This window comes from Sphingobacterium sp. HSC-15S19 (assembly GCF_050433745.1).
Lineage (GTDB): Bacteria > Bacteroidota > Bacteroidia > Sphingobacteriales > Sphingobacteriaceae > Sphingobacterium > Sphingobacterium siyangense.
In genome coordinates this window covers 26,373-43,012 of sequence record NZ_JBNPWQ010000044.1, presented here as the reverse complement: position 1 = coordinate 43,012, position 16,640 = coordinate 26,373, and the positions used below count along the sequence as shown (strand labels likewise).

12 protein-coding genes are annotated in these 16,640 nt (G+C 40.6%); 3 read left to right on the top strand and 9 right to left on the bottom strand.

What is annotated here, in order from left to right; genetic code table 11:
• The first annotated feature begins 1,368 nt into the window (after positions 1–1,368).
• Positions 1,369–2,391, top strand: a complete 1,023-nt coding sequence (locus L1283_RS25015) for a LacI family DNA-binding transcriptional regulator (protein ID WP_115047668.1) — start codon at positions 1,369–1,371, stop codon at positions 2,389–2,391.
• A gap of 147 nt (positions 2,392–2,538) precedes the next feature.
• On the opposite strand, the gene uxuA is transcribed toward L1283_RS25015, so the two are convergent.
• The 9 genes from uxuA to ettA all read right to left on the bottom strand — a co-directional run bounded on the left by uxuA (position 2,539) and on the right by ettA (position 13,355).
• Positions 2,539–3,699, bottom strand: a complete 1,161-nt coding sequence (uxuA, locus tag L1283_RS25010; protein ID WP_115047666.1) for a mannonate dehydratase — start codon at positions 3,697–3,699, stop codon at positions 2,539–2,541.
• Between the two features lie 12 nt (positions 3,700–3,711).
• Positions 3,712–4,530, bottom strand: a complete 819-nt coding sequence (locus L1283_RS25005; protein ID WP_088160737.1) for an SDR family oxidoreductase — start codon at positions 4,528–4,530, stop codon at positions 3,712–3,714.
• A 79-nt stretch (positions 4,531–4,609) separates the two neighbouring features.
• Positions 4,610–4,798 (bottom strand): cbb3-type cytochrome oxidase assembly protein CcoS, encoded by a 189-nt coding sequence (ccoS, locus tag L1283_RS25000; protein WP_088160736.1) that lies wholly within the window; start codon positions 4,796–4,798, stop codon positions 4,610–4,612.
• Positions 4,799–4,803: 5 nt separating this feature from the next.
• On the bottom strand, positions 4,804–7,197 hold the full coding sequence (locus L1283_RS24995) for a heavy metal translocating P-type ATPase (RefSeq protein ID WP_429626565.1): 2,394 nt from the start codon (positions 7,195–7,197) through the stop codon (positions 4,804–4,806).
• A 9-nt stretch (positions 7,198–7,206) separates the two neighbouring features.
• Complete coding sequence (gene hemN, locus L1283_RS24990) at positions 7,207–8,577, bottom strand: oxygen-independent coproporphyrinogen III oxidase (protein WP_175442018.1); 1,371 nt, start codon at positions 8,575–8,577, stop codon at positions 7,207–7,209.
• A gap of 1 nt (position 8,578) precedes the next feature.
• Complete coding sequence (locus tag L1283_RS24985) at positions 8,579–8,995, bottom strand: lactate dehydrogenase (RefSeq protein WP_070567181.1); 417 nt, start codon at positions 8,993–8,995, stop codon at positions 8,579–8,581.
• Positions 8,996–9,368: 373 nt separating this feature from the next.
• A complete protein-coding gene (locus L1283_RS24980; RefSeq protein ID WP_070567183.1) occupies positions 9,369–10,436 on the bottom strand; it encodes a response regulator in 1,068 nt (355 codons plus the stop codon).
• A gap of 42 nt (positions 10,437–10,478) precedes the next feature.
• The gene (locus tag L1283_RS24975; RefSeq protein ID WP_070567185.1) at positions 10,479–11,663 is read right to left on the bottom strand and encodes a PAS domain-containing sensor histidine kinase; all 1,185 of its coding nucleotides are present in this window, start codon (positions 11,661–11,663) and stop codon (positions 10,479–10,481) included.
• 9 nt (positions 11,664–11,672) lie between these two features.
• Positions 11,673–13,355 (bottom strand): energy-dependent translational throttle protein EttA, encoded by a 1,683-nt coding sequence (ettA, locus tag L1283_RS24970; protein WP_046672222.1) that lies wholly within the window; start codon positions 13,353–13,355, stop codon positions 11,673–11,675.
• Positions 13,356–13,540: 185 nt separating this feature from the next.
• Here ettA and L1283_RS24965 point away from each other — a divergent pair, with 185 nt between their 5' ends.
• Positions 13,541–16,066, top strand: coding sequence for an ATP-dependent Clp protease ATP-binding subunit (locus L1283_RS24965; RefSeq protein WP_312352707.1), 2,526 nt, complete (start codon positions 13,541–13,543; stop codon positions 16,064–16,066).
• A gap of 43 nt (positions 16,067–16,109) precedes the next feature.
• The gene (locus tag L1283_RS24960) at positions 16,110–16,625 is read left to right on the top strand and encodes a hypothetical protein (RefSeq protein WP_312352708.1); all 516 of its coding nucleotides are present in this window, start codon (positions 16,110–16,112) and stop codon (positions 16,623–16,625) included.
• The last annotated feature ends 15 nt before the right edge of the window (positions 16,626–16,640 follow it).

Below are 16,640 nucleotides of genomic sequence, written 5' to 3'. Positions count from 1 at the left end.
TCCGTTGGGACTGCAAAGGTAGAAATCTTTTCTGAACTTCCAAAAACTTTTTGAAGTTTTTTTTCTTTTCCCTTTTTTCGATTTCCGCGTTTAAACTTAAACCGGGCGGGATTTTTGATCCTGCCAAACTCCCTTAAACCCTTCTTTTTTTCAGGATTCCTTCTTTCGAAGCAACCGTCCCTCCCTTGCGGAGTGGTGCAAAGATAGGGAGTTTACTAACAAACTTCCAAGCCTTTTGTTCTTATTTATTTCATTTTCCCCTTAACTACCTGTAACGGTGCGAGATTCTTTTTGTAAAACAGGTGGGCGGAAGGCTGGGAACGCCGGATCCGGCACAGGATAGGGACGGGAACCGGGATCTAACCTGGACATTGCGGGGGAAACATGGATGATCCTGAAAATTGGATCGCACCACGGACATCCGCGGAACCGGGCTTCGGTACAGGCTCCGCAGCGGAAACATGGATGGACATTGTATTGCTCGATCTGCTTAAGCTCGGGATCACTATGGTAGCCCGCTCGCCTCAATGCCCAATTGAAGACGGTGCGCACAGGCGCAGCAGATGGACGGGAACAAGCGTAAAAGATCGCAGAACTCAGCGCTCCGGAATACCTTCTTTTGCAGCTATACTTTCCTACCTGTTTACTTAGGTTTAGTTTAGGTTTTAGTTAGGTTTTGTTTAGGTATAGTATAGGTTAGAGCTAAACAAAATCTAACTTATTGCTAAGCTAAATATAAACAAAAGCTAACCTAAGGAATAAGAAACCCTCAACTTTTCTTTATTTACTGGGGAAGCATGGCTCATTTAGGGCTAACTAGTGTTCCGCCCCGTGGACTGGGCTCCGGCTGCTACGCAGGCCTTGCGGGAACCTTCGGCACCCCTCTCCACCTGCTTCGTGCCATGCTCGGGGCAGGTTTGCCCTGCAACCGTGTTCTGTCCGTGTTGAGTCCGAGTCTGGCATGGATTCAGGTTACTTTCAAGGTAGCCGCACCCTGCCCGCAGAGCGAAACTAAGCCCTAGCTAAACCCTCGCTAGGCCCATTCAGGATAGATTTTGGACTGGTTCAAGATCGAAAACGAAACGAACCGCAGCGCGACATCTTACCTAGAAATACCGAAAAATAGCCCAAAAAACACCAAACACTCGGACTCGCATAGGTTACATGGGCCGAAAAGCCCTTGGTTAGCTTCGTGTATGTGCTGAACTTCCTTTTAATTTTGAAGAGGGATTGGAAAAAGGAAATCCTGCCAATCAAATCCATTGACTAAATCCCAGCCGACCTTAGATAATGGCTAATTATGAAGATAAAAACACATTTATACATTTTTTTATGTAGATTTATATTCTTAAAATAACCACCAAAGCGATGAGCAGAACTACCCTGAAAGATATAGCGTTGGCACTCAATATTTCTGTTTCGACGGTTTCCAAAGCATTATCAGACAGCTACGAAATAAGTGAAGCGACTAAAAAGATGGTTCAGGAATATGCCAAAAAGCATAATTTCCATCCAAATAAATTGGCACGGAGCTTAAAAATAGGAAAATCCAATACAATAGGGGTTATTGTATCCAATATTAGCAATACATTCGTTTCACAAATCCTCGATGGAATTCAGATCGCTTCTCAGCAGACGGTCTATGACGTTATTTTCATGCAAAGCCGGGAAGACGAACGGATTGAAAAAAATTGTATTGACGTTTTACGCATGCGCGGTATTGATGGCTTAATGATATCTCCAGTCTCTTCTGATTCAAATATTGAAGAACTAAAAGCATTGATAAAATCGCAGATACCTGTGGTTATTTTTGATCGCATCAATCACCAGCTCGATACATTCAAGGTCGGGGTCAATAATTTCCAAGGTGCATATAACGCCACAAAACACCTCATCGAACAGGGGAAAAAAAACATTTTGCATATCACGGGAAAGAACTTAGGGGTCGCAGCCGAACGATTAAATGGCTTTAAATCTGCTTTATCAGATGCGGGTATTCCTTTTGATAATAGGCATTACATCGAATGTAGCTTTAATAATACCACGTATATCGACCAAACAATAAGAGAGATTTTGCTCAAAGAATATCTTGAGCATAAAAATATAGATGCAATTTTTGGAGCAACAGATATTATTACAACCCGCACATTGGGTATTTTGGCTGAACTTCAGATTCAGGTTCCTTCCGAAGTTGCCGTTATCGGTTTTTCAAACACACAAATTGCTGCTTCGTTAAATCCAGCACTATCAACCGTTGTACAGCCTGCAACAGAAATTGGAGAATTAGCAACAAATAAATTAATGGCGACTATTAACCAAACAAGACCAGTGTATGAATTTGAAACAATTGAGCTTCCGACACAGGTCATCATTCGTAAATCTTCTTTATAATTTCGTTGATTATAAGCTTCGAAGAAGCATTTAAAAGTAAAACAGCCGAGAAACAGAAAGACATCGCTTCTAATTTCCCGGCTGTTTTTTTTTATAAACGGTCCAGACCAAAAGTTATTGATCACAAATTAAACTTGCCCCTTGATATTATTCACCGACAATACCGTATTCCAAACCACGCAATTCTGCAAGCCCTCTCAATCTTCCAATAGCAGAATACCCGGGATTTGTTACTTTATTTAGATCATCCAACATCTGATGACCATGATCTGGTCTGAACGGGATAGCTGTAGATCTCAATTGATTTTCAGCAACCAAAATTTTCATCACTTTATACATATTGACATCACCATCCAAATGGTCTGCCTCGTAAAAACTCCCGATCGCATCTTTCTTCACATTCCGCAAGTGAACGAAGTTCACACGCCCTTTGATATTTTCCAAGATAGCTGGCAAATCGTTGGTCTGACTAGCCCCCAGGGATCCTGTACAAAAACAGACGCCATTAAATTGCTGCGGAACTGCATTCAGAAAATAGTCAAAATCCTCGCCATTACTGGCTATGCGGGGCAAACCTAATATCGGATATGGTGGATCATCCGGATGAATCGTCATGCATATACCATTCTCTTCGCAGGTTGCCGCTATTCCTTGAAGAAAATAAACCAGATTATTGCGCAAACCGTCTTTTCCAATATGCTTATAGGTATCAATGCTTGCTTTCAATGCCTCCAATTCCACATTCTTCTCCCCCGGAATTCCCATTAAGACAACATTTGCCAATTCATCTTTTTGCTGTTCCGAAATTTCATCAAATCGCAAAGATGCACGTTTTACAACATCTTCTGGATACGCTGCTCGAGCTTCATCACGTTTTAATATAAATATATCAAAGAGGGCCAAATCAATCCAATCAAAATACAATGCTTTTGAACCATCCGCCATGGTTAAATCCAATTGTGTACGCGTCCAGTCCAGCACCGGCATAAAATTATAACAAATTGTTTTGATGCCGCATTGTGCAAGATTGGTTAAAGTCTCATTATATTTCTGGAGGTATTCATCGACCCTAGCACCTTTTGTCTTAATCTCCTCATGTACTGTCACACTTTCTACAACAGACCAGGTAAGACCCGCATCTTCTATAATGCGTTTTCTTTCTTGAATATCGGCAAGTGGCCATACCTCACCGTGTGGAATATGATGTAATGCCGTAACAATACCAGTAGCTCCAGCCTGTTTGATATCTTGTAAAGATACCGGGTCATTGGGGCCATACCAACGCCAGGTTTGTTCTAATTTTCTCATCTTAAAGTTTAATTAAACGCCACACCATGCATTAAAACCACCATCGACAAAAACAGTCTCCCCTGTCACAAAGGCCGATGCATCACTCAATAGATAGATTAAAGTTCCTTTTAACTCACGGGGGTCGCCCAAACGGTTATAGGGAGTTCCGTTAAGAATACGTTTGGTACGGTCGCTATACGTACCGTCTGGATTGATCAATAAGTTTTTGTTCTGCTTGGTTAAGAATACGCCGGGAGCGATTGCATTGACACGAACTTGATCGCCATAACGCTGAGCGAGCTCGGTGGCCATCCATTTTGTATACCCATCGATACCGTGTTTTGCAACAGTATAGCCCAAAACTCGTGTAAAAGGACGACTGGCTGTAAGAGAAGATATATTGATGATGACGCCTTTTCCGCTTTCAGCAATCACACGACCAATAATATGCGTAGGAATCATTGTACCATACAAATTAAGCTCTATTGCTTTAATGGTATCCTGAATATTGCTCGCAAATAAATCTTGATCGGCACCAATTGTTGCACCTGGAATGTTGCCTCCAACGGCGTTTACTAAAGCGTCTATCCTACCCCACTTTTGCAAAACTTCATCTTTCGCCCGAGTGACATCCTGTTCGTTCATGATGTCAACTTCAACAAATATAGCTTCGCCACCAACAGACTCTACCTGCTGAACACGCTCCGCTCCGATTTGTCCATTACGTCCAAGTACTGCGACTTTGGCTTCTGCCTCGGCCAAAGCCTCAACAAATGCTTCGCCTAAAATCCCTGTACCTCCCGTAATTACAACTACCTTATCTTTTAATGAAAATGGATTATTATGCATGTATTTTTATTTCAAATTGGTATTTACCCCCAATTTTATTGATAATAACCTTAATTACAAAAAAAAGTAATTGATTTAATTACGATAACGTTTTAGTTACGTCACCTTCTTTATCTTCCTCTTCTGTCGTTTCATCATCAAACAGAATCCGTATAGAAGGTGTATAGGTATCATTATGCTGACCGGTTTTATTTGCCCAGAAAAAAGCACATAGGAAAACCAAAGCCAACAAAACACTACAACCGATCAAAATATACATTATTTCCATAACAACTAGAGTTTACGACGTTTGGCATACCACCTCGTCATGAGACTTGTAAAAGAGATGATCGTTACCGTACTTATTGGCATTAGAATCGCGGCAAATAACGGCGACATAATACCCTGCACGGCAAAGCTCAATCCAATTACATTATATAAAAGAGAGATACCAAAGCTCATGTGTATTACTTTCACCGCATTTTTGCTAAAAGCAAAGAAATCCGGCATTTTTGAAAATGACTCCCCATCCAGTATCGCATCGCAGCCGGGAGAGAAGTTATTGATATCATCACTCACGGCGATGCCCAGATCTGCTTTACGCAATGCCCCCGCATCATTAAGGCCATCACCAATCATGCAGACATGCTTTCCTGCTACCTGAAAATTTTGAATGGTTTCCAGTTTTTCCATTGGTGATTGATTAAAAAGCAAACTTGCATTCGAGGGAAAAATTAACTGGAGTGCATCCAGACGTCTATCGTTATCCCCTGAGATTAAATGAAGGTCGTATTCGACTTTAAAATCTTCAATCAAAGCCGAAAGGCCATCCCGCCAGGATTGCTCCATAGTAAAATATCCTTTTAACTCCTCACCTATACGAATAAAAACCACAGAACCATCTGTTTTAATATTACCGATATTCAAAAAGTTAGCACTACCGATTTTAATTTCCTTGCCACTTACATTAGCCTGCATCCCCTTTCCCGGAAATTCCTTAAAATCCTGTATCGAAATAGCAGAAGAGACATTCAGCCACTTGACAATCTCACGGCTCAACGGATGGCTAGAGTTTCTACATACCGCATTCAGTAGTTTTTTGTCAACTGCCGAAAGGCTACCTTCAAAATAAATTGAGGTTGCTTTAGGCGACGATATTGTGCCAGTTTTATCGAACACCAGGGTATCAATCCTCGCCATCTGCTCAATTGCGGCCGTATTTTTCACATAGAACTTATTTCGATCAAAAATACTTAGCGCTGCAGAAAGGGTAAATGGAGAGCTCAACGCCAACGCACATGGACATGCGATAATTAATACCGCCGTAAAAGCTCCCCAAGCCCGGCTTGCACTTCCATCAACGGCCCAAAATAAGGCAGCCAATAGTGCAATAGCCAATAAAACAACAGTAAAATATTCACTTATAAAGTTGACAAAAGTCTGAAAATGTTTGTCATAATCTTTATAATTCTCATTATTCCATAATTTGGTCAAATAGGACTGTGAAATCGGTTTGACTACTTCAAGTTCTATCGCTTCCCCCGTCTGGCGCCCGCCGGCATAGATAATTTCACCCAAGGTTTTACTGACCGGGCTTGATTCTCCGGTCACAAAGCTAAAATCTATCGCAGCATCACCTTTTAAAAGCATGGCATCAGCGGGTATAATTTCATTGTTCCGAACCAAGATACGGTCACCGATATGAACGTCAGCTAATTGTACAGGTTTGTCCCCTGATTCCGTCAATACTGTTACAGCCACGGGGAAATAACTCCGGTAATCCCGTTCAAATGAGATATGATAATAGGTACGTTGTTGTACCCATTTTCCGATCAATATAAAGAATACAAGACTACAGAGTGTATCCGTAAAACCAGCTCCTGTCTGTGTGATCACCTCAAACGCGGAACGCAAAAATAACACGAGGATTCCTAGAGCTAATGGCACATCCAGATTCAACCGCTTTTGTTTCAGACTCCAATAGGCCGATTTGAAATAATCCGATGCACAATACAATAAAACAGGGAGACCAAAGGCCAGGTTTATATAACCAAAGAAATTGGCATATTCCTTTTCAAAACTCCCCATTCCAAAATAATCAGGGAAACTGAATAACATAGAATTTCCAAAACAGAAACCGGCAACAGCAATTTTTGCGACCAAAGGATTCAAATTATTTCTATTCCCTTCCTTTACAACATCCTGCAAAGTGATTTTAGGGTCATAACCGATATTGACCAAAAGATAAACCAGGTCTTTCAATGGCAGCTCATTGTGATTGAATGTAATGCTCGCCTGTTTCTTCATAAAGTCCACGCGCGACTGCAGTACGTTGGGATTTAGTTTATATAAATTTTCCAGCAACCAGATACAAGAGCTACAGTGAATAGCTGGAATATAAAAGGTGATGATAGTCATCTTATCATCTTTATAATCCACTAATTTACCGGCAATCTGTGGTTCATCCAGATAGGAAAAATCTTCTTGCTTGGATTTATTTGATTTACCCGGGTGCTGATTATAGCGATAATATTGCTGCATACCACTATCGTTCAGTACTTGGTAAACGGTCTGACAGCCCAGACAGCAAAAATCATGATGATCAAGCTGATAGCCCGTTTCCTCAATTTTATCACCGCAATGGAAACATTTTTCTGCAAGTTGTATTTCATCCCTTAGCTCTGCCATACCTTCGTTCTAAATTGCCTGACTAAATAATTGATTTTGTGCTTTTGAACGCAATAATCGCTGATCAAAGGCCATACAGATATTTCTTAAAAAGGAGCGTCCAATAGCAGTACATTGAATTAGATCGCCGGATATGGAGACTAAACCATCTGCAACAAGTTCAGACAATTCGTCGATAATCTGCTCATTCAACGGCGCACCTGTCGGCAAATGCACTTTGCCTTTACACATCATATCGAGGATATAACGCCTTACAAGAAGATCCTCCTCGTTGAGTATATGTCCTTTTATAACGGGCAATACCCCTGCATCAATAAGTTTATGGTATTCTTCTACGGTCTTCACATTTTGAGCAAAAGCCCCCCAGGCATCGCTGATCGAAGAGACTCCGATACCGATTAACAAGGGACTAAATCGATCGGCATACCCCATAAAATTGCGATGTAATCTTTCTTGTTGAAAAGCCACAAATAACTCGTCCTCTCTTTTCGCAAAATGATCCATACCGACATCTTCATAGCCATGGGCCAAAATCATTTTTTTTCCAAGGTTATATAAGGCGAGTTTGGCTGCGCCATGAGGTAGATCTGCTTCAGTATAATGCCGTTGACCGGGTTTTATCCAAGGCACGTGGGCATAGCTATAGAAAGAGATCCGGTCTGGACCGAGCAGCATCGCTTTTTGGATCGTATCTTCCACCGTAGCCAATGTTTGCTTGGGCAATCCATAGATCAAATCGAAGTTGATCGACTCAAATCCAATTTTCCGCGCATTCAGCATAACCTCCTCCACTTCCTCCAAAGTTTGATGCCTATTGATCACAAACTGCACAAGTGGATCAAAATCCTGTATTCCCAGGCTCAAGCGCCGAAATCCCAAGTCAAATAAGGTTTCTAAATGTGTGACGGTTGTATTAGCAGGATGAGCTTCGAAAGAGAATGAACGATCAGGAGCCAGGTCTGCGTGTTTAAGTATCCCCTCAATCAGTACTTTCAAATTATCCGGATGGAAAAAGGTCGGAGTACCACCACCCAAATGTATTTCTGCCAATAACGGTCTTTCTCCCTTAAATAAAGCGACATACATTTCCCATTCTTTCAAAAGAGAGGCAATATAAGGTTCTTCAACGCGATGGTTTTTTGTAATGCGCGTATTGCAACCACAATACGTACATAGGCTTTCACAAAAAGGAAGGTGAATATATAAGCTGATACCTTTTTCTTTCGACTGCTGGAAAGTTTGGTAGACTTGATTAGTCCAAGCTGCCCGGGAAAATGCTTCATTATCCCAAAAGGGAACAGTAGGATAGCTTGTATAGCGCGGTGCGGCAACATTATATTTTTGCACCAATTCTTCCATTGTAACCTGCGATGTAATCATTTTATTTTATTTTTTTAGCACAGTCGTTTAGACAACAACAGGCTTTACCAACACATTTTTCTAATCCCCATAAGTTGAGATTCCGGACGGTCTGCTCTGCCAGTCCTTTTGGACTCTGATCTTCAAATGGTGCATTGGCAATCTGAATATTCAGATCTCCAGCCTTTACCAGATCGATATGAGCAGTATCCTTACTGCGGGTCATAATCTTATTGATCCCTAACCCTTTTAAATTAAGTAGCATGCTCTCGTCCAACATATCGCTCACGGAAATAACTACCGCATCTTTTCCACGCGCGTAATTCTGTGTCTCCGCATTTAATCCATTTGAAATCAAAGTCAAATCATGTTGTTTGGCATTTGCCAATGCCCAAAACTCTTTTTCAAATGACCTTACATTATATACTACTACTTTCATTCTGATTCTACAATCACCAATTAAGGTTTATCCTAAGAACAAAAGTAAATCATGCATATGGGCAAAAAGATGATATAGCACCACACCTTAAAATGATATTTATCACAATTCACAAAAACTTGCATGATTTCGCTAACATCAACAGCTGTAAAAGTCAACCGAAAGCTATTATATGGCCAATAATCGCGTACTATACGTTCATTGAAACCAATGAAACCAAACTAGTTCAATAAAACGGCATAGCGAACTCGCATTGATACTTTAATGAAAAGACACAAATCAGTAAACATAGGCTATCAGAAAAAAAGCGTGTTCAGAAAAACTGAACACGCCTTTTTTAGTAAATTGATTTTTAAATCTTAGCTGCTGATCGCTACTGCTTCACATCCCGCAGGTTCTTGATGGAATTGATGTATATCTTCCCTTTTTCTTTCGAAATCAGTTTTTCTTCTTTAAAGTCGGAGAGCATACGGGAAACAGTTTCATTGGCTGTCCCTGCAATTGAAGCTAGGCCGTCTCGTGTCACATCAATTGAGCATGCATCAGCCTCATTGATATTAACTCCACTTTTTTCAGCAACGCTAATCAAGGCATTGGCGACACGCTTACGGACAGAATGATAGGCAAAACCCAGCAATTGCTCTTCTTTTTCACGTAAGTCGACAGAAAGGAGCTTAATAAATTTACTGGCTATTGCAGGTTTTTTCCATAACAGCTCCAAAAAACTGTCCTTTGGAATCAACACAATTTCACTTTGTTCAACAGCTTCGGCGTAGTCTTCATAATTATCATTCAACAAAATCGAAGCATAACCAAAGTAATTGCCTTCAATAAAAATACCTGTAGACAGCTCACGTCCATCTTTATAGGACTTAAAGCTGCGCACCTGACCAGATTTCACAAAATAGACGTACGTTGGCGAATCATCTTTTTCATAAATAGACTGTTTTTTCTTCACTGTTTTCACCCGTGAATTGGCAATTAGCTCTTTTAGCAACAATACCTGCTCTTCGGCGCTCAAACTCAAATCTTCTTCCTGAGGAATATCTGCTGCAAGCTGCTCATGTCTTTTGAGGCGAACATCTATTGCATTCATCAATTCAACATCATCAAAAGGTTTCGTCAAATAATCATCCGCCCCCATTTCCATCGCTTTGCGCATATCTGCGCGTTCCGCTTTGGCAGTCAGAAAAATGAACGGAATTTTAGCAGTACTCTCAATTTTGCTTAACATAAATAAGACTCCGTAACCATCCAATTCAGGCATCATGATATCACAGAGAATCAGATCAGGTATATGTCTTGTCGCCAGGTCGACGCCAACACGTCCATTTTCGGCAGTAATGACATCATACCTTCCTGTCAACTCCAATATTTCGGTAGTCCCTTCTCGGATATCGATATTATCTTCAATAATTAGAATTGTCTTTTTATTTCTCATCTGCAATTATTTATTCAGTTATGCGAATCTGCAAGTTCACCTTTATTTAAAGCTTACTCTGAATGAAGTTCCTTTGTGTACTTCCGATTCAAATTCCATCTGCCCCGCCATCAATTCGATGTATCGTTTTACAATATTCAAACCTAATCCTGTACCAGGGATATTACCTGTATTATGTGCTCTAAAAAAAGGCTCAAACAAATGTACCTGATCTTCCTCGGGTATACCAATACCATTGTCTTTCACGGATATTAAGCAGCCTTCTTCGTCGATACAGGTTGTGAATTCGATCAAGGTATCTTCTCCGGAATATTTGATCGCGTTGGAGATTAAGTTGACCAAAGCATTTTTCAACAAATTTGGATCTAGGGTGAAATGCCCAATTTCTCCGGTATGTTGGTATACAATATGCTGATTTTTCTTACAGATCATTTGCATTTCTTCGGTGATCTCTTCTGCCAACTCAACGAGATTGATGTATTGCTTATTCATCACAACAATACCCGCTTCCAATTTTTCAAGTGACAGAAAGTCGTTCAGGATACTTGTGAGCAATTGAACTGCACTTTTAATTTTATTGGTGTGTTTAATGATATTAGCCTTATCATCCGGTCGTTCGGAATACTTTTCAATAAGAGAAGCCGAAAGCTGAACCGAGCTTAAAGGTGTCCGGAACTCATGCGAGGCCATGGACACAAACCGTGATTTCAGCTGGTTAAGTTCAATTTCTTTTTCCAAAGACTTTGAGACTTCTGCTTTAGCTTTTTCAAGTTCAGATACCAGAGAGATCAGATCGCGTGTACGCTCACTGACTTTATGTTCAAGTTCGGTTGCATGTTGCTTGAGCATATCCTCGGCAGCTTTCTCACGCGATAAATCGTGAATAAAGCCCGTAAAGATATTCTTATCTTTTAACCAAACCTCACTGACTGCCAAGCGGAATGGAAATGTTTCTCCATTTTTCTTTAAGCCCATCACTTCACGGCCGATTCCGATAATTTTCTTGTGACCTGTGGTTTGGTAATTATGCAGATAACCATCGTGATTACCACGATCAGGTTCAGGCATTAACATGGAGATATTGTGTCCGATCACTTCTTCAGCCTGATAACCGAACAATTCCAAGGCAGCAGGGTTAATGCTTTCCACATTCCCCCTGTTGTCTATGGTAATTATTCCATCAATAGCGTGATCTATTATAGCAGCTAAAAGCCTTCCACCGTCCATGATCGTTGCTTATTTTACCAGTTTCTTGTATTTAATACGGTGCGGTGTTACGTCACCAACGCGTTTTTTACGGTTTTCTTCATATTCAGTGTAGTTACCTTCAAAGAAATAAACCTGTGAATCCCCTTCAAAAGCAAGGATATGGGTACAGATACGATCCAGGAACCATCTATCGTGGGAGATCACAACGGCACAACCACCGAAATTCTCCAAGCCTTCTTCCAGTGCCCGTAAGGTATTTACATCAATATCATTGGTCGGCTCATCGAGTAAGAGCACATTTGAGCCTTCTTTGAGTGTAATAGCCAAGTGAACACGGTTACGTTCTCCACCGGAAAGTACACCTACTTTCTTTTGTTGATCAGCACCGTTAAAATTAAATTTGGAAACGTAAGCTCTTGAGTTTACCGAGCGGTTACCCAGCATCATATTGTCGCTGCCACCCGTAATATTTTCCCAAACCGATTTTTCAGGATCGAGGTCGTGGTGCATTTGGTCTACGTAACCCAATTTTACTGTTTCTCCGACCTTGAACGAACCCGTGTCAGGTGTTTCCTGACCTGTAATCAGACGGAATAAGGTTGTTTTACCCGCACCGTTGGGTCCAATAATCCCTACAATACCCGCAGGCGGCAACATGAAACTCAAATTTTCAAACAAGATACGATCGCCATACGCTTTGGAAATATTAGTTGCCTCAATGACCGAATTACCTAAACGTGGTCCCGGAGGAATAAACAATTCCAATTTTTCTTCACGTTCTTTCGTTTCCTCAGAAGCTAATTTTTCATAGTTATGCAAACGAGCTTTCGATTTGGCGTGGCGTGCTTTCGGTGCCATACGCACCCATTCCAGCTCACGTTCCAAGGTTTTTTGACGTTTGGTTTCCTGTTTTTCTTCCTGTGCCAAGCGTTTTGCTTTTTGATCTAACCAAGAAGAATAATTTCCTTTCCAAGGAATACCCTCACCGCGATCCAATTCAAGAATCCATCCGGCTACATTATCCAAGAAATAACGGTCGTGGGTAACGGCAATGACCGTTCCTTTATATTGTTTTAAATGTTGTTCTAACCAATCAATCGACTCGGCGTCCAAGTGGTTGGTCGGCTCATCTAGGAGTAATACATCAGGTTCCTGCAACAATAAGCGACATAATGCTACACGTCTGCGCTCACCACCTGACAAATTGACAATCTTCGCATCTGGTTCGGGGCAACGTAAAGCATCCATTGCTCTTTCCAATTTCGAATCGATTTCCCAAGCGTTAGTGGCATCAATGATATCCTGAAGTTCCCCTTGTCTAGCCAACAATTTGTCCATCTCATCGGCATTTTCATACACCTCTGGCAAGCCAAATTTTTCGTTGATTTCTTCGTATTCCTGTAAGATGGCTGTAATTTCAGCGACACCTTCCTGAACGACTTCAAGAACAGTCTTTTCAAGATCCAATTGAGGTTCTTGTGCTAAATAACCCACAGAGTAACCTGGGGAGAACACCACCTCGCCTTGGTAGGATTTATCCAATCCAGCGATAATTTTTAATAGGGAAGATTTACCTGATCCGTTTAAACCGATCACACCGATCTTCGCACCATAGAAAAAAGATAAATAGATATTTTTTAACACTTGTTTTTGAGGCGGATAGATTTTGTTGACACCCGCCATCGAAAAAATGATCTTCTCGTCTGACATAAAATTTAAAAAAATTCGAAAACTCTTATTATATTAACATACAAATGTAATCTTTTATACTGACATTTTGGACGTGTAACGGTCATGGCTTAATTGTTGATGACATTATTTAAAATAATTTTAAGGTTTGAAATGCAGAATTTACTACATTTATATATCCTTAATATAAAACAGAAAGGTATTCAATGGAAGCAAAATTTTCACCGCGCGTAAAGGATGTCATATCGTACAGTAGAGAGGAAGCTTTGAGATTGCGTCACGATTATATAGGAACGGAGCATTTATTGCTCGGATTGATTCGTGAAGGCGATGGTATGGCGATAAAGATCCTTAAAAACATAGGCATTGACACGACAGCACTACGTCAATCTGTGGAGGACGCAGTGAAGGGGGCATCGGTTTCACGCGCTCCTATTGGCAATATGCCATTAACAAAACAGGCTGAAAAAGTTTTGAAGATCACTTATTTGGAAGCTAAAATATTCAAATCGGACATCATCGGAACGGAGCATCTATTATTGGCTATCTTACGGGATGAAGATAATATTGCTTCTCAGATTTTACAACAATACAATGTGACTTACGACATCTTCAAATCTGAAGTTGAGCAAAATAGAACGACCATCAAGGATGAGGCTCCGGGCTCTCCTACAGGCGACGATGATTTTGCTGAGGATGATCAATATATCCAACCTAAAAAAGTTTCGGATATCAAATCCAAAACTCCGGTATTGGACAACTTTGGCCGTGATTTGACCAAAGCTGCCGAAGAGGGTAAATTGGATCCTATTGTGGGTCGCGAGAAAGAAATTGAGCGTGTATCTCAAATTTTATCCCGACGCAAGAAGAACAATCCTTTGTTGATCGGTGAACCGGGAGTTGGTAAATCAGCTATTGCGGAGGGACTTGCTCTTCGTATTGTCCAACGCAAGGTCTCACGTGTACTATTCAATAAGCGTGTAGTCACATTGGATCTGGCTTCATTGGTTGCCGGGACGAAATATCGCGGTCAATTTGAAGAACGTATGAAAGCGGTCATGAATGAACTGGAGAAATCACCGGATGTCATCTTATTTATCGATGAGATTCACACAATCGTTGGTGCAGGTGGCGCTTCAGGATCGTTAGATGCTTCCAATATGTTCAAACCAGCCTTGGCAAGAGGAGAAATCCAATGTATTGGTGCAACAACATTGGACGAATATCGTCAATACATTGAAAAAGATGGTGCTTTGGACCGTCGTTTCCAACGTGTAACGATTGAGCCGGCAACACATGATGAAACGGTTGAGATATTGAATCGTATCAAGGAGAAATATGAGGATCACCACAATGTGACCTACACTCCCGAAGCGATTGAAGCCTGTGTGTCGTTAACAACACGTTATATTACAGACAGATTCTTACCAGATAAGGCTATTGATGCTTTGGATGAGGCAGGCTCTCGCGTGCACTTAAACAATATTCATGTACCGCAGTCCATTATTGACATTGAAAATAAAATTGAAGAGGTCAAATTGGAAAAGAACAAAGTCGTTCGTAGTCAAAAATACGAAGAGGCTGCCAAATTGCGTGATACGGAGAAAAAATTGATCGAAGAGCTCGAGAAGGAAAAAATCGCTTGGGAAGAAGAGACGAAGTCTAAACGCTATACTGTTTCAGAAGAAAATGTTGCTGAAGTAGTGGCCATGATGACAGGTATTCCAGTACAACGTGTTAGTCAGACAGACAGTCAAAAGCTGTTGAATATGGCTGAGTTGATGAAGGGAAGAATCATTGGTCAAGATGACGCTGTAGGTAAATTGGTGAAAGCTATTCAACGTACACGTGCGGGCTTGAAGGATCCTAAAAAACCAATCGGGTCATTTATCTTCTTAGGTCCTACTGGGGTCGGTAAAACAGAGTTGGCTAAAGAATTAGCTCGATTTATGTTTGATACAGAAGATGCACTGATCCAAATTGACATGAGCGAATACATGGAGAAATTTGCGGTATCTCGCCTTGTTGGAGCGCCTCCAGGATATGTTGGTTATGAAGAAGGTGGTCAATTGACTGAAAAAGTGCGTCGTAAACCTTATGCCGTTGTCTTATTGGATGAGATTGAGAAAGCGCATCCAGATGTATTCAATCTGTTGCTACAGGTATTGGACGAAGGTCAATTAACAGATAGTTTGGGCCGTAAAGTAGATTTCAGAAATACCATAATCATTATGACTTCAAATATTGGTGCACGCCAATTGAAGGAATTTGGTCAGGGTGTTGGTTTCACCACTGCAGCAAAATCACAACAATCTGATGCACATTCACGTGGAGTTATTGAAACCGCTTTGAAAAGAGCTTTCGCTCCTGAATTTTTGAACCGTATCGATGATGTCATTGTGTTCAACTCATTGACAAAAGAGAATATCTTCAAAATCATTGATATTGAATTAAGGTCATTGTTCAAACGTATCGCTGATTTGGGTTATACCATCAATTTAACGGATGAGGCAAAAGATTTCATCGCAGACAAAGGTTATGACAGTAATTTTGGTGCACGTCCATTAAAACGAGCAATCCAAAAATATCTTGAAGATCCGATTGCAGAAGAGATCCTCAAAGGAAATGTGCAAACAGGTTCAGTTTTGACCGTGAGCATTAATCCTGAAACCAAAGATATTGAGGTTTCTAGCTCAGATCCGAAGTCTTCAAAAGACACAGCTGAGAAGTAAGCTTCAGCTATCTTTAAAAATAATTTCAATAAAATGCACCTTTATGGTGCATTTTTTGTTGTATATGAATTTGGCGTTAAACTTTCGCACTATTTTATCGTCCTATAATAAAAAAATTATCACAAATAACACGAACAATATGAAAAGACTTTTATTCGCAGCACTAATTGGAACCGCAGCCTTGGTTTCATTTTCTTCTTGTAAAAAAGAATATATTACACAAGAAGTGAACGTCTTAGACGGCACAAGTTATGTATTTCCCGTAAAATCAACTGAATGGATTAAAGAGGGCAATAACACTTATAGAAAAGACGTCGCAATCAGTGATTTAGATCAACGTTATTATGAAGACGGTCATGTTAGTGCGGCGATCATTTTTGACACATCTAATGATAGATACGAAGCGATTCCTTCAGAACTATATGGATATCAGTTTTCGTACAATTACTCTATTGGTGTTGTTCGCATTTATGCCAATGATGTAAGCGGAAGTACACCAGTTGCGCCTGACAATATGAAAGTTAAGATCGTTTTAACGGATGCGAGTATAGGAAACTAGGAATTTATTTTCAAA